At 68.7% G+C, this 22,231-nt stretch carries 14 protein-coding genes; 8 read left to right on the top strand and 6 right to left on the bottom strand.

Going from position 1 to position 22,231, the window contains the following annotated elements; all coding sequences use genetic code 11:
- Window positions 1-66: 66 nt before the first annotated feature.
- Window positions 67-1,443 carry a hypothetical protein gene (locus tag ENSA7_RS23070; protein WP_106091493.1) on the top strand — a complete coding sequence of 459 codons (1,377 nt, stop codon included), beginning with the start codon at window positions 67-69 and terminating at the stop codon, window positions 1,441-1,443.
- Entirely contained in the window at window positions 1,391-2,797 is a 1,407-nt protein-coding gene (locus ENSA7_RS23065) for an SDR family oxidoreductase (protein ID WP_106091492.1), read from the top strand. Before ENSA7_RS23070 ends, ENSA7_RS23065 begins: the two co-directional genes overlap by 53 nt.
- Window positions 2,798-2,823: 26 nt before the next feature.
- On the opposite strand, the gene ENSA7_RS23060 is transcribed toward ENSA7_RS23065, so the two are convergent.
- Genes ENSA7_RS23060 through ENSA7_RS23050 form a run of 3 tightly spaced genes read right to left on the bottom strand, consistent with a single transcriptional unit; the run spans window position 2,824 to window position 7,602 of the window.
- A complete protein-coding gene (locus tag ENSA7_RS23060; RefSeq protein WP_106091491.1) occupies window positions 2,824-3,879 on the bottom strand; it encodes an AAA family ATPase in 1,056 nt (351 codons plus the stop codon).
- A gap of 26 nt (window positions 3,880-3,905) precedes the next feature.
- Window positions 3,906-7,325, bottom strand: a complete 3,420-nt coding sequence (locus ENSA7_RS23055; protein ID WP_106091490.1) for a DUF8586 domain-containing protein — start codon at window positions 7,323-7,325, stop codon at window positions 3,906-3,908.
- A gap of 7 nt (window positions 7,326-7,332) precedes the next feature.
- The gene (locus tag ENSA7_RS23050; RefSeq protein WP_106091513.1) at window positions 7,333-7,602 is read right to left on the bottom strand and encodes a hypothetical protein; all 270 of its coding nucleotides are present in this window, start codon (window positions 7,600-7,602) and stop codon (window positions 7,333-7,335) included.
- A 142-nt stretch (window positions 7,603-7,744) separates the two neighbouring features.
- Here ENSA7_RS23050 and ENSA7_RS42455 point away from each other — a divergent pair, with 142 nt between their 5' ends.
- Both ENSA7_RS42455 and ENSA7_RS23040 read left to right on the top strand, forming a co-directional pair.
- Window positions 7,745-8,335 (top strand): hypothetical protein, encoded by a 591-nt coding sequence (locus ENSA7_RS42455; protein ID WP_146158031.1) that lies wholly within the window; start codon window positions 7,745-7,747, stop codon window positions 8,333-8,335.
- A gap of 87 nt (window positions 8,336-8,422) precedes the next feature.
- The gene (locus ENSA7_RS23040) at window positions 8,423-9,988 is read left to right on the top strand and encodes a hypothetical protein (protein WP_146158030.1); all 1,566 of its coding nucleotides are present in this window, start codon (window positions 8,423-8,425) and stop codon (window positions 9,986-9,988) included.
- 12 nt (window positions 9,989-10,000) lie between these two features.
- Here ENSA7_RS23040 and ENSA7_RS23035 read toward each other — a convergent pair whose 3' ends face one another.
- On the bottom strand, window positions 10,001-11,368 hold the full coding sequence (locus ENSA7_RS23035) for a sigma-54-dependent transcriptional regulator (RefSeq protein WP_106091488.1): 1,368 nt from the start codon (window positions 11,366-11,368) through the stop codon (window positions 10,001-10,003).
- Window positions 11,365-12,774 carry a sensor histidine kinase gene (locus tag ENSA7_RS45430; protein ID WP_244923883.1) on the bottom strand — a complete coding sequence of 470 codons (1,410 nt, stop codon included), beginning with the start codon at window positions 12,772-12,774 and terminating at the stop codon, window positions 11,365-11,367. The genes ENSA7_RS23035 and ENSA7_RS45430 overlap by 4 nt, the downstream gene beginning before the upstream one ends.
- A 211-nt stretch (window positions 12,775-12,985) precedes the next feature.
- Between ENSA7_RS45430 and ENSA7_RS23025 the strand changes: the two genes are divergently transcribed.
- The gene (locus ENSA7_RS23025; protein WP_181234021.1) at window positions 12,986-14,041 is read left to right on the top strand and encodes an efflux RND transporter periplasmic adaptor subunit; all 1,056 of its coding nucleotides are present in this window, start codon (window positions 12,986-12,988) and stop codon (window positions 14,039-14,041) included.
- Window positions 14,042-14,066: 25 nt separating this feature from the next.
- On the top strand, window positions 14,067-18,890 hold the full coding sequence (locus tag ENSA7_RS23020; RefSeq protein WP_106091486.1) for an efflux RND transporter permease subunit: 4,824 nt from the start codon (window positions 14,067-14,069) through the stop codon (window positions 18,888-18,890).
- Window positions 18,891-18,915: 25 nt separating this feature from the next.
- Here ENSA7_RS23020 and ENSA7_RS23015 read toward each other — a convergent pair whose 3' ends face one another.
- Window positions 18,916-20,604, bottom strand: coding sequence for a cation:proton antiporter domain-containing protein (locus ENSA7_RS23015; protein ID WP_106091485.1), 1,689 nt, complete (start codon window positions 20,602-20,604; stop codon window positions 18,916-18,918).
- Window positions 20,605-21,084: 480 nt separating this feature from the next.
- Here ENSA7_RS23015 and ENSA7_RS23010 point away from each other — a divergent pair, with 480 nt between their 5' ends.
- Complete coding sequence (locus ENSA7_RS23010) at window positions 21,085-21,429, top strand: hypothetical protein (protein WP_146158029.1); 345 nt, start codon at window positions 21,085-21,087, stop codon at window positions 21,427-21,429.
- 308 nt (window positions 21,430-21,737) lie between these two features.
- Window positions 21,738-22,231, top strand: a 494-nt coding sequence (locus ENSA7_RS23005) for a carboxypeptidase-like regulatory domain-containing protein (protein ID WP_146158028.1), incomplete at its 3' end; no start/stop codon positions are given.

Genomic DNA, 22,231 nt, shown 5'->3' with positions numbered 1-22,231 from the left:
CCCGCTCACGGCGTGATCGCAGAAGCGCTGCGGGGCCCGCGGTGGCCACGCTACACTCGCCAGCGTATGTCTCACGCGATCCGACAAAGAAGCGAGGCTGCGCCCCTGGTCCTGCTGGCCTGGCTGACTGCCCTCACCACCGGCTGCGCTGGCGAGGACGCGCTCGACCCGTGCAGCTACCAGGTCTGCAGCATCGACGATCCTGCCTGCATCGAGCGCGTGGCCGAGGCCGTGGCCTGCAAGCTCGACGCCGCCGAGGTCGTGGTGCCCAAGGTTCGGATGCTGACGGCGGCCGAGGTCGTCGCCGAGATCGAGGCCGGCCTCGAGACACCCACGCCCGAGCAGGTTCGCGACATCACCGACTATTTCCTGGGCGAGGCGCTGCTCGGCTTGATGCCAGCAGACTATGAGTACACACCGCCGCAGGCGCATATCGCCGACTGGGCGATCGCCTATTACTCGGTCACCAACAAGGAGATCGTGGTGATCACCGACAACCTCGACGGCGATCCCGAGCAGGCCTACCTCGTGATGGTTCACGAGATGATCCATGTCTATCAAGACGAAGGTCGCAACCTCGAGGCGCTGCTCGATGCCCACGCGACCACCTACGATCGGTTTCTCGGGCTCCGCGCGGCGATCGAGGGTGAGGCCAGCTTCTATGACTCGCTCGCCGAGATCGAGCTCGCCGGACTCGCGAGCAGTGAGATCGACTGGGCGGGCTACTACGCGCGCTGGCAGGGCAACGTGCTCGAGCTTGCGGCCGCGACCGAGCAGCCCAGCCTGGACGCGGTGGCGCTGTTCCCCTATTCGTTTGGCAGCGCGTTCATGTTCGCGGCCGACCAAGACGCGGGCCGCGGGGGCGTCGAGGCGGTGTTCGGGCAGCCACCCGACTCGGTCCGCCAGGTCCAGGCCGGCCACGATCGCTGGCCCGATCAGGCTCGAAACCGTGATGACCTGCTCGACACCCACGCCGCACCCAAACTCCCGGATCGCTACGAGTTCCTGGGCGGCGGGCATGAGAGCGCGTGGCTGCTCAACACCATGTTGCAGCGCACGACCGGCGCGGCGGCGCTGTGGTCAGCGGTGGTGGCCGACGTCTCTGCAGATTACCTCAGTGTGTTTCGCGACGCGGACACCCAGGCGCTGGTCGCGGTGTGGCGAATCCAGACCGACGCCGCTCCGAATCTCACGAATGTCTTGCTGGGCCCGAGCTCGTGGTGGGTGGCGGCGCAAAGTGGCGAGCCGGCCTCGCACGTGGTCACGCAGGTCGACGGTGACGTCGTGCTCGTGGCGATCAGCGACGCTGGCGACGCCAACCTGGTGATCGCGGAGATCGAGGCCTGGCAGTCGCCAGGCGAGCTGGCGGCTGGCGCCCCGGACAGCGTCGATGTTCGGCTTCGCCGTCGTGGCGGGCGCGATATCCTGGAGTTGGTTCCGTAGGTTAGCGGGCTTGAGCCCGCGCCAACGGCCACACGAGTCGCCAGAGCTTCGGCCCCCAAGACCGCACGGTCCTGCCCGAGACCGCCCGGTCCTGAACGCGGCGAACCCTCTCGGCTCGACGCTGGCTCGCGCCCACGAGGGCCCGCGACGATGCCGAGGCAGCAGAGGTTGCGCGCCGCGGACTCGTTGGCCATTGGATCAATGGACACGAGATTCGCCGTCGTGCCAGCAATCATACGATTGCGCCGATTCGAGAACTTCGCGAGTGAAATGTGTCCATCATGCATTGGCGCTCGCCACAATCGACCGACCTGGTGCATCGCGAATGTGTGGCACCGCCGTTGCACGACGCGATGCCATGCCTGCTCGACAAGTCGTCGTCATCACTGGTGCATCTGCGGGGATCGGTCGCGCGCTCGCGCGTCGATTCGCCAAAGACGGCGCGAAAATAGGGTTGCTCGCACGCGGGGGTCACAAGTTGACCGCAGCCGTGGCCGAGGTGGAGAAGCTGGGCGGACAAGCCCTGGCGATCGAGGTCGACATGGCCGATCCCGAGGCGGTCGAGGCGGCCGCCGAACAGATCGAGCAAGATCTCGGCCCAATCGACATCTGGATCAACAACGCGGCCGTGGCGATGTTCGGTCGGATCATGGACGTGAGCCCCGAAGAGCTGCGGCGCGTGTCCGATGTGACCTATCACGGCGCGGCCTGGGGGACGATGGCTGCGCTCACCCGCATGCGCAGGCGTGGGACCGGGACGATCGTCCAGGTCGGCTCGGGGGCGGCGTATATCGCGATCCCCATGCTGACCAGCTACTCGGCGGCCAAGCACGCCCTGCGAGCCTTCACCAACGGTCTGCGGGTCGAGCTGATCAACGAGGGCGTCGACATCCACCTGACGATGGTGCATCCGTCCGCGATCAACACCCCATTTTATACCTGGGCACGAAACCTGATGCCCAACCAGCCCCGGCCGATTCCACCGGTCTACCAGCCGGAGATCGCCGCCGACATCATCTATTGGGCCGCCTACGCCCGGCGCCGGGACGTGTACCTGGGCTGGACGACGATCTACGGGATGCTCACGGAGCGGCTGATCCCGGGGTTGGGCGATCTGTTCCTCGCTCGGTTCATGGTCGATGCCCAACAGACCTCGGAGCCGGCGTCGCCCGAGGATCCCGACAACCTGTTCGAGCCGGTCGAGATGGACCTGGGTGTTCGCGGGCAGTTTGACGACATCTCGCAGACCCGGGCCCCCCTCGTGAAGCTGGTCGCGCGCTTGTCCGGGGTCCGGACGGCGATGGTGCTCGGGGCCCAGCGGGCGCTCAATCGGCGCTTCGGTCGGCGCCGCTGAGTCGTCGGCGAGCCGTCGAGCGCGAGTCAGTCGAGCCCGAGCAGCTTGGGGACCTTGTCCTCGAGCAGCGCGAGCTCTTCGCGGGTCTCACCGAGGTAGGCCAACAACGTGAGATCCTCGCGCTCGACCTTGCCGCCGTGCAGCAACCACGCGCGGGCGCGCAGCAGCTTGTAGAGCTTGACGACCTTGCGATCGCTGACGAACACGCCGTCCTCGCGGGCCAGGGTCTTGAGCAGGCGATGCAGCTCGCGGAGCAGCTCGTCGGAGAAGTACCGGTGGCGATCACGCTGGGCCGAGCCGTCGGGTAGCAGCTCGCGGCGGGACATCTGCATGGTCAGGTAGCGGTGGGCCTTGAGCAGATCGAGCAAGCTGGCGTGGCCCTCGACCCAGGGCTTGAGGTTGAGGTCGCGCTGGGTCTGCGCGTCGAGCCCCGCGTCGATCAGCTCGAAGAAGTGGTCGTCCTGGACCGGGTGCGCGACGATCTTGAGGCAGAATCGATCTTTGAGGGCGGCGAGCTCGGCGTGCTCGGGGATCTCGTTGGTCGCGGCGATCAGGACCTTGAGGGCGACGGGGACCGGCAGGCCGTCCTGATAAAATTTTCGCTCATTGATGATCGTGAGCAGTGAATTCAGGATCGCCGAGTTCGACTTGAAGATCTCGTCGAGGAACACCATGCGCGCGCTCGGCAGCTTGCCCTGCGCGCGGCGGATGTAGCGGCCCTCTCGCAGCAGGTTGATGTCGATCGGACCCATCACCTCCGAGGGCTCGGTGAACCGGGTGAGCATGTACTCGAAGTAGTCCTCGCTCGGGATCCCGAGCGCGTCGCGAAACTTGGTCACCAGGTCCGACTTGGCCGTGCCGGGGACCCCGACCAGCAACAGCGGCTCCTGGGCGATCGCGCACACGGTCATGAGATCGACGATCTCCTGGCGCTCGACGAAGTAGTTCGACAGCGCCATGCGGAACCGGTTGAGCCGCTCGCGCAGCTGGTGGGCTTCGCCGGCGAGGGTCTCATAGTCGAGCTGCTCGACGCTCTCGACCTCCGCGTTCACGAGTTGATCACTGGTCACCGGGGCGGACATGCGAGGCGGGGATCATAACGGCCGCGCTAGCGGGCCGATAGGTCCTTGTGGATGCGGCGATGCAGCAGGTGCTCGTCAGTCTCGACCCAGCGCCGCGCCCACTCGCTGAGCGCGAGATCTTCGCTGGCGAGCGAGAGCACGACCGCCTCCATCAGCTGGATCACCGACAGGCAAAAGTGGGACGTGGTGCTCAGGCTGTCGCTGGTCGAGGCCAGCCGCTGCATCAGCGCGCGTGAGCCCGCGATCGCCTGGCCGGGGGTGCTGCGGCTGAGCGCGACGGCGATCTCGCGCAGCAAGGTCTGCAGGACCTGCAGCTTGGGCGGGGGCGCGGCGAGCTCGGGCAGCAGCGCGTAGGCGGCCGTGAACGCGCCCTGGACCCGCCCCGGCTGGCCGAGCGCGGCGAAACCGGCGGCGATGTGCAGCTGCGCGACGACCCCCGGCACATCGCTGTTGTCGCCGACGCGCTCCTCGAGCCTGCTGAGCCGGGCGCTGAGCTGGGCCTCGTGATTGCTGCGGCGCAAGACTGGCGCGCAGCGGGTCAACAGCTCGGCGTACTCGGCCGGGCGTTGCTCGGTCAGCTCGGCGTCGCTGACCGCGAGGGTGGCCAGGGCCTCGTCGATCAGCGCGGGGCGATCGTAGTAGCCAGCCAGCAACAAGACGTTGCGCAGCAGCCTGGGTCGGGCCTCGAGCGGGGCGGCGCTGACGAACGGCAGCGCCGCTTGCAGCCGCGGGACCGCGAGCGGCTCGGGCAGGGCCTCGAGGTACTCGAGCAGCTCGGTGAGCGACCGGGCGACCCGCTCGGGCGCCTGGGTGCTCATGGCCGCGAGCATGCGATCGAACAGCGCGGCGAGATCCTCGGGCCGGGTCAGCAGCGCGAGCCCGGCGAAGGGCTCGTCGTCCTTGCGGTTCCACTTGTCGAACGCGTCGACGCCCTCGCGTGGATCGAGCACGCGCGAGAGCTGCAGCAGGCGGTCGTACTTGAACCGATCGATGTTGCTGAGCCGCTCGCGGGCGGCGATCGGTCCGCCGGGCTCGGCCGACAGCGGGGCCCCGGGCGGCAGGCCCTCGAGCGCGTGATGGATGCGGGCGGCGTAGCTCGCGTGCGCGGCGATGTGGATGGCGTCGCCGCGCTCGGGCGCGATGCTGTCGCCGAGCAGCGCGACCCCAGCGTCGAGCTCGTCTCGGGCGTCCTGCGGCCGGCCGACCCGCGCCAGACCCCACGCGAGGACCAGGCGCACGTAGGCGTCGGTCCGGGCCTCGGGGTAGGTCGACTCGATCGTCGAGCGCTGGCGCTTGGTCGTGAGGTACTCGTCGCGCGCGCGCAGCAGCTCGTCGGCGAGCCGGCCCAGATCGCTGGCGTCCCCGTCGGTCCCGTGGGTGCGCACGAAGTTGGGGATGTTGCGGGCGAGCCCGACCCCCTCGCGCAGCGAGCTCATGATCAGATCGCGGGTCTGAAACAGCGCGAGGCGATCGTCGCCGGCCAGCCGGGCGAGCCCGCTGCGGGCCAGCCACAGCGTGCGGAGATCCAAGAGCGCGCCGTGGGTGGCGAAGAAGCGCTGCAGTCGGGCGAGCAGCTCGGGGCCGAGCGGGGGAGCGACCTGCGGGTCCGAGCCGAGGGTCGCCGCGGCCCGGGCTCGCTCGGCTGGGGTCGCGCGGACGTAGAGCTCGGCGTAGACGACCTCGGCCGCGAGCGCGCGGACCATCTGCTCGTCGAGATCGGCGTCGACGACATCGACGATCCCGAGCATGTGACCGCCGTCGGGGTAGCCCAGCATCGCGCACTCGCTGGTGACCCAGCGGTGGGCGAGCGCGAGCTGACTGGGGCCGGTCGCGGCGGCGCCCAGCCACAGCGCCCGCGCCCAGCACAGCCCGGCCTCGCGCGAGCGGTGCAGGGCGGCCTGCAGGTTGCCGAGGTCCGCCCACATGCTGATCCGCGCGGGGTCGTCGAGCGGGGTGTCGAGCTCGCAGAACGCGGCCTCGAGCGCCGACAGCTGGGCCTCGATCTCGGTCCGGGGCAGGTCGATCGGGCGCAGCTCGGGGACGGCCTCGAGCGGCTGGACGGGGCCGCTGTCGTCGAGCTGGACCGACACGGGCGCGGCGAAGTCGGTGTCGTCGAACTCGACCTCGCGCCGCCCCCGATCACGCTTGGGCTTGGGTTCGCGCTTGGGTTTGGGGGCCGCGCCGTCCTCCCACTCGACGCCGATCGACACGAAGCCGTCGAGGTCGAACGCGGCGCTGCGGATCCACGGCACCAGCGCTTGCTCGTCGGCGCCGACGAGGTAGTCGACCCACTCGGTCAACGGCGCGAACGCGGACTCGTCGAGGCTCTCGCGCGAGAAGGCCTGACCGCGGCGGCCCTCGCGACCTTGGGCGGCCAGCCACACGACCCGCTGGCTGTGGCTGGAGGTGGCGTCGTCGCTCAGCAGCTCGCGCAGCCGGCTGGGTCGCAGCGGGGGATCGATCATCGCCCCGACCGGCAGGTAGAGATCGGGGATCTGAGCGGCTGGCACATAGGCTTCGGCGTCGAGCTCGAGCGCGGGCGGGCCCTTGGCGCTGCGGCGAGCGCGAAGCACCACGCAGGTGTCGGTGCCCGTGCCGATCACCGCGAACCGAAGCCGCGCGACGACCTCGTCGGGGACCGTGCACACCAGCTGTTCGATCTGCTCGAGCGCGCGCTCGCGCAACACCCAGAGATCCGGGGGCCGCTTGCTCGGGGCCCGGACCAGTCGCAGCTCGACCGGCAGCCGCTGGGCGGGCATGGTCGCCCGCCAGCTGGTCAGCGTGGGCAGGGTGACGTCGCTGACCGCCTGCAGATCCAGCCACGGTCCATCGGGCGCGCGCAGCCACGTCGCCGCGGGCTCGCGGGGGATCAACACCAGCCCGCCAGCCTCGAGCTCCAGCCGGGCCGCCTGCGGGTGGCGGGCGCCGAGCTCGACCCACACGCGCCCGCCGGGTCGCGCAGGCAGGAACGCGCGCAGCGGATCGTCGCGATCGAGCGCTCGCAGCAGCGCGTAGTAGGGCGGATCCGGCACCCGGCACAGGTTGTGGCGGCGGCCGTGCTCGTCCTCGAAGAACGCCAGCCGCTGATCCTCGCTGCCGAGCCGCAGCAGCTCGCCGCTGAGCTGCAAGAAGCCGTGATCCCCCTCGCTGATGAACAGCACCTCGCCGAGCGGGAGCTGCGGCTCTGGGGCCGGCTCCGGGTCGAGCAGCTCGGCCCAGCAGCTCAGGGTTTGGCCGTCGCGGAGCCGCCGACGCGTAAACACGACCCCGGCGTCGCGCAGGCGCTTGCGCTCGGCCCGACCGATCTCGACGCTCGGCGCGAGCAGCAAGCGGTGGTCTTCGTCGAGCTCGAATTGAACCGGCGCGGCCTGGACCACCGCGGGGACCAGGCCCGAGTCCAGCGCCACACGCAGCGCGTCGTGATCTTCGATCACCAGGGTCGACATATGCCGCTCAGGAGCCCTGCTCGATCGACTCGCGCTCGTCGGCCTGCTCGTCCTCGACCTGCGACTCGGGGACGTGGGCCTCACGCTCGCGCTTGACGATGACCTTGCCGAGATCTTCGGCCTTGACCACGCCGCCCTCGACGAGCTCGTTGATCAGCCGCCGATGCTCGTCTTCGTGCTCGATCGGGAGCATGTCCGAGTCGGACTCGTACTCGATGATCAGGTTCTTCTTGCCCGTCTCCGGGTCGATCAGCAGGCGGATGTTGAGCTCGGCCATGGGCGGGGCGGGCAGCATAGCAAGCGTTGGGCGTGCGGTGCGGACCCCGGGTGGAGCGAGCTGCGCGCTCGCGTGAGGGGACAAACGGAGTTTGATCCGGGAGGGGCACCGGCGGCCGCGCGTGCTTGCTCCGCCCGCGCTCATGCGCCACACCAGAGCCGTGGTCCCTAGTATCCGTGCCATCCAGATCGAGCACAGCCTGCGGGCGCTCGAGCTCGTGGCCGTCGGCGAGCACGAGCGCGCGCTCGACCGGATGCGACCCGAGTCGCTCGCCCGGATCCGCGAGGCCAGGCGCTTCGAGTGGCTGCCCGTCGCGCTCGATGTCGAGCTGACCGAGGCGGTCGCCGACGAGTTCGGGCCCGCGGTCGCGGCCGCGCGGTCTCGCCAGAGCCTCGGGCACTCGACCCGCACGACCTTGCTGCGGCCGTTCATCGACGGGGTGATCAAGCTGTTTGGCCTGGATCCCTCGAGCATGTTTCGGCAGGTGCCGCTGGGCTGGAACGCGATCTATCGGAACGCCGGGCGGATGCGCTACGAGGTCAGCGCGGGCTCGGACCGGGCGTTGATCTACGAGGAGGTGCCGGTCGTGATCCTTGGTAGTCGCGTGTACCTCGACGCGATCGCGGCCGCGCTGCATAGCTTGTTTGATCTGTGCAAGGTCGACGGGGAGATCGAGGTCGCGGAGATCGACCCGAGCCGCGCTCGGGTCGAGCTGCGCGTGACTTGGGGGTGAGGTTGGTTCTGGGAGACTCGTGACCGTCGAGCGCATGGAGCCGCCTTCGAGCGCCGCTTGGAGGTTGACTCGCGTATGCTCGGGCTGATGATCTCCAAGCTTCGCCCGCTCGCACTGGCTACTTACTTGACGATCGGCTGCACCGCCGACGACGACGCGCCCGCGCCCGACGAGGCCGCACAGGCCGAGGTCACGCCGTCGCCCAGCCCGCGAGTTGGGCCGACGACCGCCGATCCGCGCCTCGCTGCCGCGGTCGAGCTCAGCCGGGCGGTCCCGGCCAGCGCTGGGGCGATCGTCCATGTTCGCGCGCCCGCCGGCCTGTTCGCGGTGCTGACTGGGTTCGAGTGGCTGGGTCCGCAGGAGGCGGCCGAAGCTCGTGCGCTCGCCGAGGAGGTCGACGCCTACCTGCGTGAGCGCCTCGGCGTCGAGCTCACCGAAGCTCGCTCGATCACCCTGTACTACACGGATAAACCCGAAGGCTTCGGCATGATCGTCGAGGGGGTCGAGGGCGAGCTGCGCGGGACCGAGCAGGCCCGCCACGGCGACGCGGTCCTGCGCCTGGTCGCTGGCTCCGACATCGTCGCCGCGATCCATGGCACCACGCTGCTGCTCGGTCCGGTCGACTCGGTCACGGCGATGCTCGACGGTCTCGACGGTAAGCAGCCCGCGCTGGCCGACGCGAGCGAGGGCCTCGCCAAGCTCGTGGCCGAGCGCAGCCCGGGCGCGTTCTTGTTGATCGCCGCCGAGGCCAGTCGGATGCCGGCCGAGGTCGCCCAGCCGGCCGCGACCTACGGGATCGAGCGGGCCTACGTGGGCGTGACGGCCGAGTCGATCGAGGCGATCGCCGTGGGCACGCCCGAGGGCATGAAAGCCGCCGCTGCGCTGGTCAGCGGGGCTCTGGCGCAGGCCCAGAGTGAGGTCGAGCGGGCCAAGCTCGAGGCCCTGGAGGGCGAGGATTTGTTGGTCGGAGTCGGGGCGATCATTGGCGTCCACACCACCCGAAGGTTCGCCGTCGCGCTCGCGCCCAGCATCGAGGGCGATCGCATGACCATCTCGATGCCGATCCCGCTTGGCAGCCCCAGCACCTTGATCCCACTCCTGGGCGTGGCGGCGGCGGTCGCCGTGCCAGCCCTGCAAAAATACATGACTCGGGCCAAGACCAGCGAGGTCAAGCTGAACCTCGCCAGGCTCCACGACGCGACCTCGGCCTACTTCCAGGCCGAGCATGTCGACGCTGCCGACTTTTTGAGTGACGACGCCAATGTGGCCATTCATGCATGTCCGAACAATGGCGATCCCGAGGGGGAAGCTGGGATCACGCCGCCGCTCTCGGTCAAATGCAGCGAGGGCCCCGACGCCAAGTGTCTCCCCAGCGCCCAACCTGGCCCGCCCGGTACCTACGACTCGGCGCTGTGGACCGACAACCCGGTGTGGAGCGGACTGGACTTTGCTCAGGACGAGGGCCACGCATTTCACTACAACTTCATCTGGGCCAACGAGACGAGCGGCTACGGCAACTGTCAGTTCACAATTCAGGCGTTCGCCGATCTCGACGATGACGGCATCTACTCGACCTACGAGCGCTACGGCGCCGGGGACGTCACGGGCGTCGCGGCGGCGGCCGGTCTGTTTATCGACAATGAGCTCGAGTAGGTTGGCCTCGGCTCAGCGCGGGCCGAGCAAGCCATACTTCTTGAGCTTGTCGATGAGCGACGCCCGACTGAGCCCCAGCGCGCGCGCGGTCGCGGACTGATTGCCACCTTGCTCCGCCAGCGCGCGCGCGACCACGCCGCGCTCGAACGCCTCGACTTGCTCGCGCAGGCTCAACCCCTCGGTGCTCGCGCTGTCGTCCGCGCCCGTGCTGGTGTCCCCGCCAGCGCCGATGCGATCGCTGTAATCGGCCAATCCCAATGGACCGCTGACGGCCAGCGCAGCGAGCCGGGCGATGGCGTTCTCGAGCTGACGCACGTTGCCTGGCCACGGCTCGGCGATCAGCGCGTCGCGTAGCTCGGGCTCGAGCTCGAGCGGCCCCAGACCAAACTTCTCGCCGTAGCGTCGGGCGAATTCGACGGCCAGCGCCGGGATGTCTTTCCTGCGCTCGCGCAGCGGCGGCACGACCAGCTCGACCACGGCCAGCCGATAGTACAGGTCCTCACGAAATCGCCCGGCCTTGGCGTCAGCGGCGAGGTCTCGATTGGTGGTCGCGACGATCCGCACGTCGACCCGCTCGAGCCCGCCACCAACCGGCTGAATCTCCCCATCTTGCAGCGCGCGCAGCAGCGTGGCCTGAATGTTGAGCGGCATCTCGCCGATCTCATCGAGGATCAGCGTGCCGCCCTCGGCCTGCGCAAAGAACCCGCGCTTGGCCGCGGTCGCGCCCGTGAACGCCCCTTTGACGTGGCCAAACAGCTCCGACTCGGCGAGCTCGGCCGGGATCGCGGCGCAGTTGAAGCGCACCATCGGTCGCGCGACGCGGGCCGAGTGAGCGTGGATCAGCTGGCCGATCAGCTCCTTGCCCGTGCCGGTCTCGCCGCGAACCAGCACCGTCACGTCGCGCGTGGCGATCCGCTCGACGGCCGAGAGCAACCGGCGCATCTGCGGGCTGTGAGCGATCACGGGCCGACCGATCACGCGCTCGACCGCGCTGCGTCGACTCGCGACCCGCAGGCGCCGAGCCTCGAGCGCGCGCTCGATCGTCACGGTCAGCTCGTCGATATCGAAGGGCTTGGACAGGTAGTCGTAGGCGCCAGCCTTGAGCGCCTGCACGGCCACGCGCTCGGAGCCGTGCGCCGTCAACAGGACGACCGGCAGCGAGGGGTCCCGCGCGGTGATCTCGGCCAGCAGCGCGAGCCCATCCATCGCTGGCATGTGAAGATCGCTGAGCACCACCTCGGCGTCGTCGAACAGCTCGAGCGCCTCGACGCCCGAGCCAGCCGCGAGCACCCGATGGCCGCGATCGCTGAACAGCTCGGTCAGCGTGAACCGGACGGCGGGCTCGTCATCCACGACGAGGATGGTGCCGGGATCGATCATTCGGGGAGCTCCTTGGGGTCGCGCAGTGAGGTCGAGGTCGTCAGGACTTGGCGACGCTCGGTGGTCGGGGCGACGATTGGCATATTTGGCACGCACGGCAGCCAGATTGTCAGGCGGGTGCCACGGCCCGGCTCGCTCGCGACGTGCAGGTGACCGCCGTGCTGCGCGACGACCCCGACGACCAGGACGACGCCCAGCCCGGTGCCGTCGGGGCGGGTCGTGAAGAACGAGGTCCCCAGTCGCTCGAGGTGCTCGGGCTGAATGCCACGCCCAGTGTCGAGGATCTCGATGCGCCCACCCTCGCCGTCGATGTTGGTCGTGACATGGACGCCGCCGCCTGGCGGCGTCGCCTCGATCGCGTTGGCCAGCGCGTTGAGCAGGGCTTCCTTGAGCCGCCGCGGGTCGCCGACCAGCGCGACCGGCCGCGTCTCGAGGCTGATCCTGACCTTGGCCTGCTCCGCACGCCCGGCGATCACCACCACCACTTGCTCGACGAGCGCGGCGAGGTCGACAGGCTCGGGCTCGAGATCCTCGAGCGGCCGCGAGAACGACAGGTACTCGCGCAGGATCACCTCCATCCGCGAGATCTCACTCTCGACCACGTCCAGCCGCTGCTGCGTGCGCGCCTCGTGGGCCCCCCGCGCGACCAGCTGGACCAGGCCCTTGATCGCCGCGAGTGGGTTCTTGAGCTCGTGCGCGACCTTGCCACCGACCGCCTGGAGCCGGCGATTCTGGGCCTCGGCCTCGGCGACCCGCTCGTCGTGCAGGGCCACGATCGCGTCGGTCGCCCGCTCCTGAATATGCGCGCTGATCCGCATGAACTCGCCGACGATCACCATCGCGGTGAGCAGCGCCAGCACCACCAACGCCGCGTAGGGCCAGCCTGCGATCACTGGCCCCGTCACCCACGTCGGGAGCAGACCGACGATCACCACGAGCGTCAGCATCCACGCGCCCAGCCAGTACTTGTATTCGGCGGCGCCCAAGAAGATCACCGGTTGGACGATCATCACGCCCAGGGCCGGCAGCATCGGACTGTAGAGCCCACCCGTCAGCGCCAGGCGCACGGCCATCTGGGTCTGAAACACCAGGCTGAAGCGCGTGAACTCGCCGGCCGACGGCGGCAAGTGGGACCGGCGCAGGATCGAGACGAGCAACGACAGCCCGAACATCCCGGCGAGCACCAGGATCCGCCAGGGCTCGACCCCACCGAGCCACAGCAACATCCACTCGAGCACGGAGCTGCTCACGCCAACCGTCAGGTACACGCGAAGCCGCGCGGTCCGACGCTTGTACAGCTCCTCCCGGCCCATCCGCGCGCGCACGTCTGCGAACGGCATGCCAGGGGAAACATGGCTCGAGTCGCGGGACGCAGGTCCGGTCGCGGCGTCTGTCGTGTCGTTCACGCCGCCGCACTGTATCGCCAGCCGACAGTCAGCTGCATGGTTTGCCTGACAGTCTGAACCGCGCAGCGGGTGCCGACCTGGTCTTTGGCCTCTGGTGGCGGCTATTCGACCGATCTCGGCCGTCACATGTCCTGGCACCGGACTTGCTCAGGCCGGGCTGCAACGAGCCATGTCTGACCTGTCATCGCGCACTCACCTCAGCTCTCTCGCCTTGATCACGGCCCTCGCGCTGGTCCCCGTCGCTTGCACGGACAGTCGCGCCGCGCCATCGCCGGTCGCGGAGGACGAGCCCGAGGCCACCGTCCCCAGCTCCTCGCTGATCGTCGTCGAGAACGCCGAGGTCGGGCAGTGGCTGGTCACGACCGGCAGCTTGCTGGCCCATGATCGCGCGGAGGTCGTGCCGGATGTGTCGGGCAAGGTCATCGAGGTGCTCGTCGAGCGCGGCGCCCACGTCGACGAGGGCGATCCACTGTTCCGACTCGATGTTCGCAACGCCAAGCTCAACGTGCGCGAGGCCAAGGCCAACCTCGCGGGACTCGAGGCCGCGCAGGCCCTGGCCGAGACGACCTGCGCGCGCTCGGCCTCGCTGTTCTCCCACGGCGCCGTGCCCAGCTCCGAGGTCCAGCGCGACCAGGCGGCGTGTCGCCAGGCCGAGGAGAACGTGCGCGGGGCCAAGGTCCGGGCCCAGGCTGCGAGCAAGTCGGTGTCCGATGGGATCGTCCGCGCGCCCTTCTCCGGGGTCGTCGCCATCCGCTCAATCTCGCTGGGCGAGTGGGCCAGCGTCGGCGCGAGCATGTTGACGCTGGTCGAGGACGGCCCGCTGCGCGCCGAGCTCGAGCTCAGCGAGGCGGCCTCGATCCACGTCCAGATCGGCACCCAGGTCGAGCTCAGCGCGCTCGCGTTGCCCGACGACTCGGTCCACGCCGTGGTGACCCGGATCGCCCCCGACCTCGACCCGCGCTCGCGCTCGCGGGTCGCCGAGGTCGAGCTGCCCGAGCACCCGTCGCTGGTGCCTGGCATGTTCGTGCGCGCGAAGGTCATCACCGGGACGCGCAGCATGCCGGCTGTCCCGCGCGCGGCCCTGCTGGCTCGAGGCTCGACCTGGCGGGCGTTCGTGGCCGTCGACGGCCAGGTCGAAGAGCGCGTGGTCCAGCTCGGCCCCGAGCTCGACGACGATCGCGTGACGATCGTGCGCGGGCTCGAGGCCGGCGACTCAATCGTCGGATCCGAGCTCGCGCAGCTCCACGACGGCCAGCTGATTCACTGATTGTTTCTCACTCGAAGGTCCGCTCATGCAATGGCTCGCTAGTCTCTCTGTTCGGCGAATGGTGCTCGCCGCCGTGATCAACCTGGTCATCGTCGTGGTTGGCATCGTCAGCTACCTCGGGCTCGGGGTCGACAAATTCCCCGAGATCGACTTTCCGGCGGTGACGATCACGACCGTGTATCCGGGCGCGTCTCCGACCGCGGTCGAGAGCGACGTCAGCGAGGAGATCGAGAGCGCGGTCAACTCGGTCGCCGGCCTCGACACTCTGACCTCGACCAGCAGCGAGGGCGTCTCGGTCGTGGTCGCGAGCTTCTCGCTCGACACCAACATCGACGTCGCCGCCCAAGATGTGCGCGATCGCGTCGAGCAGGTCCTCAACAACCTCCCGACCGGCGTCGAGCCGCCGCAGGTCCAGAAGATCGATCCCTCGGCCGCGCCGATCTTGATGCTCTCGGTCCGCGCCGACATGCCGATCCAGGATCTCACGCGGATCGCCGACGACACGGTCAAGCGGCGACTCGAGACGATCGCGGGCATCGGCCAGGTCCAGCTCATTGGTGGACGCGAGCGGCGGATCAGCGTCGACCTCGACCCCGTTCGCATGCGCGCGGCCCAGGTCGGCGCGAATGAGGTCCGCGCCGCGATCCAGCGAGCCAACGCCGACACCCCGGGCGGCAAGCTCGAGCTTGGACCCCACGCCGAGACCCTGCGCGTGGTCGGGCGGGCGACCAGCGCCGAGCAGCTGTCGGCGATCGTGGTCCGCCAGCTCGGCGATCGCCCCGTGCTGCTGCGCGACGTCGCGGACGTCTACCAGGGGATCGAGGACGCCGAGTCAGCCGGGTTTCGCGACGGCGAGTCGACGATCGTGCTCGCGCTGCGCAAGCAGTCCGGGGGCAACACCGTCGAGGCCGTGGACACCGCCCGCGAGGCGATCGATGAGCTCACCGCCGAGCTCCCCGCGGGCGTCTCGCTCGAGGTCGTCCGCGACAACTCCGAGTCGATCCGCACCAGCATTCACTCGGTGCTCGAGCACCTGGTCATCGGCGGCTTGCTGGCCGCGCTGGTCGTGCTGATCTTTCTCGGCGATCTTCGCTCGACGATCATTGCGGCGATCTCGATCCCGATCTCCGTGATCGGCACCTTCGTCTTGATGTCGTGGATGGGCTTCACGCTCAACATGATGACGCTGCTCGCGCTCGCGCTGTCGGTCGGAATTGTCATCGACGACGCGATCGTGGTGCTCGAGAACATTCACCGCTTCATCCACGAGAAGGGCATGAAGCCGTTCCCCGCGGCGATCGCCGCGACCAAGGAGATCGGCCCCGCGGTGCTAGCGACGAGCCTCTCGCTCATGGCCGTGTTCCTGCCTGTCGCGTTCATGAGCGGGATCATCGGCCGGTTCCTGCTCAGCTTTGGCATGACCATGGCGTTCGCGATCGGCGTCTCGGTGATCGTGAGCTTCACGATCGTCCCCATGCTCTCGGCGCGGCTGCTGCCACCGGTCAGCGACGAGCCGCACGAGAGTCGGTTTCAGCGGGTCGTCAATGCCTTGTACCGCCCAGTCGAGGCCGCCTACATGGCGCTGCTGCGGGTCGCCATGCGTCGGCGCTGGCTGGTCGTGCTCGCCTGCATCGCCGCGCTCGCGGCCATCCCCCCGCTCGGCAAGGCCGCCGGGTTTGGGTTCATGCCGATCAACGACGACGCTCAATTCGAGCTCTACATCAAGGCGCCCAGCGACTCGACCCTCGACGCGACCTCGCTGGTCGCGGAGCGGCTCGCTCGCAAGACCCGCGAGCTGTCGGGCGTCGCCTACACACTCACGACGATCGGTGACAACAGTCAAAAGCAGGACAACGTCGCGCGTGTGTACGTGCGCCTGGTCGATCCCGAGCAGCGCGAAGCCAGCCAGGATCAAATGATGAACCTCGCGCGCCAGCAGTTCGAGGCCGGGGTGCCCGAGGGCGTGAGCGTCTCGGTGCAGCCCGTCAGCGACTTTGGCGGCGGGCAGACCCAGGGGGTTCAGTTCGCGCTGTCGGGTCCCGACCTCGATCAGCTCGAGCTCTACGCCGAGCGTGCCGTCGCCGAGCTCGCCGAACTCCCCGGGGTCGTCGACGCCCAGGCGGCGATCGATCCGCCGATCCCCGAGACGGTGCTGCGACCGGATCTCGATCGCGCCGCCGCGCTGGGCGTGTCACCCGGCGATATCTCGACCAGCTTGAGCCTGCTGATCGGCGGCGCGGATGTGTCGAAGTACCTCGACGCGGGTGATCAATACGATGTGTTCGTGCGGGCCGCGGACCACGTCCGCCTCGATCAGGACCTGCTCTCGCTGCTCACGGTCCCCTCGCAGACGCTCGGGCAGGTCCCGCTGAGCGATGTCGTGAAGGTCGAGCACGGGCTTGGACCGGCGACGATCAATCGGCTGTCGCGCGAGCGACAGATCACCGTGGGTGGCAACCTCGCCCCGGGCGCGGATCAAGGCTCGATCGTGGCCGCGTTCGAGCAGATCATCGCCGATCTTGACATGCCGCCTGGCTACCAGGCCATCCCGCTCGGTCAGACCAAGGAGCTGGCCAAGATGGGCCAGGCGTTCGCGCTCGCGTTCGCGCTCGCGTTCGTGTTCATGTACCTGGTGCTGGCGGCCCAGTTCGACTCGTGGCTGCACCCCTTGACGATCCTGCTGGCGCTGCCGCTGACGATCCCGTTCGCGTTCGCCTCGGTCGCGTTGTTTGGTCAGCAGCTCAACCTGTTCTCGATCCTGGGCCTGCTCGTGCTGTTTGGCGTGGTCAAGAAGAACGCGATCTTGCAGATCGATCAGGCCAACCACCTGCGCGAGCAGGGGATGGAGCGGCTCGAGGCGATCTTGCTCGCCAACAAGCAGCGGCTGCGGCCGATCCTGATGACCACAATTGCGTTCGTCGCCGGGATGATGCCGATGGTGCTGTCGCAGGGGATCGGCTCGGGGCTGTCGCGGGCGATGGCGACGATCGTCGTCGGCGGCCAGTCGCTGTCGCTGGTGTTGACGCTGGTCGCGATCCCGGTGCTCTATTCGTTGTTCGATGACGCGAGCGACAAGGTCGGGCGGCTGCTGGTTCGCTTGCGGGGCGCCGCGGTCGACCGTGGCCAAGCGCAGGTCGTGGCTCCCATCGCGCTCGCGTTGATCTGCGTGCTGACCCCCGGGCTCGCCCTCGCGAGCCCACCGGCGCCGCAGCTCGATGGCCCGGCTCCCGCACAGACGCGGACCAACGTCCAGCCACAGCCTGGCTTCACCGACGAGCCCTACACGCTCCCGTTCGAGGCCGAGCCGCTGCAGCTCAGCGACGTGCTGACCACCGCCGTCGCCCACAACCTCGACTTTCGGGCTTCCGTGGTCGCGGTGCAGATCAGCGAGGCGGACATCCTCGCGTCGCTCGGCGCCTTCGATGTCACGTTGACGGCGGGGTTCGGGGTCGATGTTCAGCGCGCGGTGCCGCGTGGGTCGGCGTTCGTGTTCAACACGGGCAGCCGAGACTTCAAGGGCTACGTCGGGGTCGCCCGGCCGCTCGAGACCGGCGGACGGATCGCGCTGCGCCTGGACGTGAGCCGCAAGCTGACCGATCAGCCGATCAGCTTCCTCGACACCTCGCTCGGCTCGACCACGCTGTCGCAGTACCTCGTCAAGCCGACGCTGACCTTCAGCCACCCGCTGCTGAAAGGCGCAGGGGTGCGGGCCAACAAGGCCCGGATTCACCAGGCCAAGCTGGCCAGGTCCAGCGCCGAAGCAGCGCAGATCACCCAGGCCCAGGCCCTCGTCAACGAGCTGGTCTTGGCCTACTGGGACGCGCTTTATGCCGAGCGCGACCTGGCCAACAAGCATCGCTCCGTCGAGCTGGCCAAGCGACAGCTGGCCGACACCGAGGTCAAGGTCCGCGCTGGCAAGCTCGCCGCCAACGATGCCATGGCGATCGAGCAGAGCGTCGCGCAGCGCGAGACCGAGGTGCTGCTCGCCGAGAACCAGCTGCTCGACACGAGCTTGCGGCTGCGCGCGCTGATGGGCCAGCCCTACGCGCCGGGTCAGACCCTGGGCATTGTCCCGACCACCGCGCCGACCGCCTTCGTCCCCGAGCCGGTCGACACCGACGCCGCGATCGCGGCCGCGCTGTCCAATGATCCACGCGTCCATCAGCTCGAGCTGGCGCTCGCCAGCCGCCGGATCGACGAATTCGTCGCGGCCCGCGATCGCCTGCCTCAGCTCGACTTCACCGGCAGCTTCTCGCCCCAGGGTCGCAGCGTCGACACCAGCCCCAACCCCATGGCCGGCACCCCCGGCATCGACGGGAGCTGGGGCGAGGCGTTTCAGAACTTCGTCCCCGAGGACGTCGGCGCCGACGGCCTGTTCGCGGAGTACACGGTCACTGGGGCGCTCGACCTGAGCTGGTCGATCCAAAACCGCACCGCCAAGGGCAACCACCAGCGCACCCTCGCGCAGCTCGAGCAGGCCGAGATCGACGTCGAGCAGCTGCGGCTGACCACGGCGACCTCTGTGGTCCGGACCGTCAACCAGCTGCGCAGCGCCGCCAAGCGGCTCGAGCTGGCTGAGCTCTCGATCGCGCTGGCCGAGCAAAACCTCGAGACCGAGCGGGTCCGGTTCGAGGCCGGGCACTCGACCAACTACGACGTGCTGTTTCGGATCGATGATCTAGCGGCCGCGCAGACCGGGCTGCTGGACGCGCACATCGACTACCTGGCCGCCAAGCTCGAGCTTCAGCGGATGACCGGTGAGATCCTGCCCGCGTATGGCTTGGATCTTCCGAGCGCAGCGCCGACGGCATCGAAGCCGTCCAGGTCCCGCCGAGCGCAGCGCGAGTGATGGGCGCTGAAGACTCAGACGCAGCTCAACCTCGTGCCACTCGCTCGATCGCTTCGTCCAGGAAGTAGTTCAGCTCGTCAGCCTCGTCTGCGTGGAGGATCTCGTAGGCATGCCCGGCGCTGCGGGCGTGATACAGCTGCTCACGCAGGTTCTCGTCCTTGGTCAGCGCAGAGGCGAACGCCGCGAGGATCTGCAGGTGCCGATTGCGGTTGCTCTCGGGCGCAGCCAGCAACAACACGGCGTGGACGGACCGGCCGTCGCCCGCGTCGAGATCCAGCCCTTCGGTGCTGAGCCCGAGCACGCCCGACACGTCCTCACCCGCGGGGATCAGCGCGTGCGGGATCATCAGTCCCAGCCCCAGACACGTGGAGGCCTCGTCCTCGCGCTCGATCACGGCGTCCACGAACTCGGCCTTGGGCACGAGCATGGGCGTGGTCGCGTAGAGGCGATCGGCGAGGGCCTGGATCAGCTCGCGCTTGCTGCCGCGCATGTTCAGGACGATCCGCTGCTCCTCCAGGAAGTCGAGCAGACGCGGGCGGTCCTGACCGATCTCGCCCGCCCGCGCGAGTGAGAATCGGGTCGCGCTCGGGCCGACCAACTGGTTGATCGCCAACGTCGCAAGGCCGATCGTGACGACGGTCTCGGCGACGCCAGCGAGGCGCGGCGCGGCCTGGACGAAGAACAACAGCCCGGCCGCGACGCCGCCGTGGGGCAGGAGCGCGAGCCCGAGGTGGTTGCGGACCCTGGGGGGCACCCGCGCGGCGCTCATGGCCGCGAACGCGCTGGTCGACTTGCCGATCAACCGCGCGCAAAAATACAGGGCGACGAGCCCGGCCATTGGCACGACCAAGCTGAAGTCCAGGCGCAGACCCACCAGGGTGTAGAAGCCGGCGAACAAGACTCCACCGAATGGCTGCAGGTAGGCCTCGGCCGCGCGCGTGGTGTCGTGCTGGAGGTTGGAGAGCGCGAGCCCGGCGAAGGTGCACGCGAGGATCCCCGAGACGTCGCACACCTCGGCCAGACCCCAGGCACCGAGGATCAGCGCGACCATGGTCGGGCCCACGAAGGCGGGTCCGATCACCCGGCGGGTCAAGCCGACGGCCAGCAGCGCGCAGCCCAGGCCGATCGCGAGTGAGCCGCCAAACTCCACGCCCAAGGTCATCAGCGCGCTGTCCCACCCGTCGATGCCCTCGCGCAGCAGCGACGACACCAACACGAAGCCACCGACCGCGACCATGTCGATCAGCCCGATCGCGGCGATCAGGGTGCCGGACAGCAGCCCGCGCGCTCGGACCTCGCGCACGACGATCACCGTGGTCCCGGGCGCGCCCGCGATTGCGATCACGGCCAGCAACATCGACGCGCGCAGGTCGACCCCACCCACGAAGTACATGGCCAAGAACACGATCGTCGGGGTGATCAGCGCCTCGCCAATGAGCAGGAACGAGAGTCGGCGCTCGGCGTTGCGGAGGCTGTGAAAATGCAAGGTCGCGCCGACGGTGAACGCGATGAAGCCCAGCACGAAGTCGGTGAACGGGGCGAAGCGCAGCAGCGTGGGCCCCTCGAGTCCAGGCAGCGCGAGCGCCCGCACGATGATCCCAGTGCCGATCCAGCCGGTGACCTTGGGCAGCTTGAAGCGCGCGACCAGCTCGCCGCCGAGAATTCCCGCGATCAGGATCGTGGCGAGATTGAGGTGAGGATCAGAGAAGTCCATCGAAGCGGCGGCACAGTAGCGCGCCGAGTGTCAGCGTGTGTCCATGCGCACGCCGGGTCCTCGTAAAGCGCCGATCAGGTTGGAGTCGCGTCGTCAGGAGCGAGGCCGAAGCTGTATCCGGCATACTCCTACTTGGTATGTTTTCCCGCGAATTCGGCACTTCTGAGCGTACCTGGACCACGGTTCCGCGCGTCCTCTCCACGTTCACCACGTTTTTGCCAACCGCCCGCTGGCCCCCGGATTCGCCATGTCCGCGGGGCGCAACGTGCGGGTTCGATCACTGCTCGTCGGCGGGGTCTAGCAGACCCGCGCGCCTGAGAAGGAAGTCATCCACACCTTCGCCGTAAAGATGACGGATGATTGATCTCGTCGACCTGTGGGCGGCGGCCGCTGCCGATCTGGTGAAGGTGCTGGGGGACTCAGCGCTGCTCCAGTGCAACGCCGTTGCAACCCAAACGGCCCGCGGTCCCGCGTAGGTCGATGACTCGTCTTGCGCCGCGGGTTGCGAGCGCGTCGCTGCCGCGAGACGATGGCGGCGGCGGCATGAGTGACGTCGACTACTACGCGGTCCTCGGAGTAGGCCCGGAGGCGGAGCGCGACGAGATCGAGGACGCCTACCAGCGAGAGCTGCTGCGGGCCGAACCAGGCCGAGCCTGGGTGCTCGAGAAGGCCCGCGCGGTGCTGATCGATCCCGCCGCCCGGGCGGACTACGACGCTCGCGTTGTCGGGTCGGCGTTGATCGAAGAGACCGTGACCGCGATCTTGGAAGCCCATCTCTACCCCGGGCGGAAGCGCGCCGCTCCCTTCGGGCGCAGCGAAAGTTGATCGTCGCGACCCGGCCCGACGCCCGAACGCCCTCGAGCTAGCGCCGCGCGAGTCGGGGCAGCGTTGGCACGCCCCCGACTCGGTGCGAAGCCGTGGGTACGAAGCCGCGCGTGCGTGTCCGTCGACGGTGATTCCGTCACGGTTTCTTCGTTGTGATTTCTCATGTTCGATCTTCGCGAAGGATGATCATTTTGCTCGTCCCAGCGACAGACCCTGATAGCGTTGGCTTCCGTAGCGTCGTCTCCCTTCGGAGAACCGGCCGCCCGGCCGGCTCACCAAAAGCCACATTACCGGCCCGAACCACAATCATGTCCAATTACACCGTTTCCGGCCGGGTGGCCGGCGACGACGGTGCGCCCGTCGTCAATGCCACCATCACGATTCACGAGGTCACCAGCCTCACTGGCGATTCGCCACAAAAGGGCCCGTCGGCCAGCACCGATACCAACGGCATCTACACAATCTCGTGGGCGGAGACGGCCGCGCCCACAGGGCTTTGGGACGTATTCGTTCGCGCCCAATTCGAGGCGGATATTGTCGACTCCGGGCTGATCAGTGACCTCGAGGCGACCACGATCGTGGATCTCGTGCTCAACACGGACATGTACCAGGGCCGCACCGAGTGGGACCAACTCGAGTCCAAGGTCGCGCCGCTGCTGGGCAACACCGAAGCCAAGGATGTCCCGGTGGATCGGCTCGAGTGGCTCGCGCGGCGGGCCGACGTGCCCTCCACACACCTCGCGGCCTACGTGCAAGCGCACCGGCTCGCGGACGACCGCATGATCAAGCCGCAGAGCTTCTA

The organism is Enhygromyxa salina, from assembly GCF_002994635.1.
In the GTDB taxonomy this organism is placed as follows: Bacteria; Myxococcota_A; Polyangia; order Nannocystales; family Nannocystaceae; genus Plesiocystis; species Plesiocystis salina_B.
This window is presented reverse-complemented; position numbering and strand designations above follow the sequence as displayed.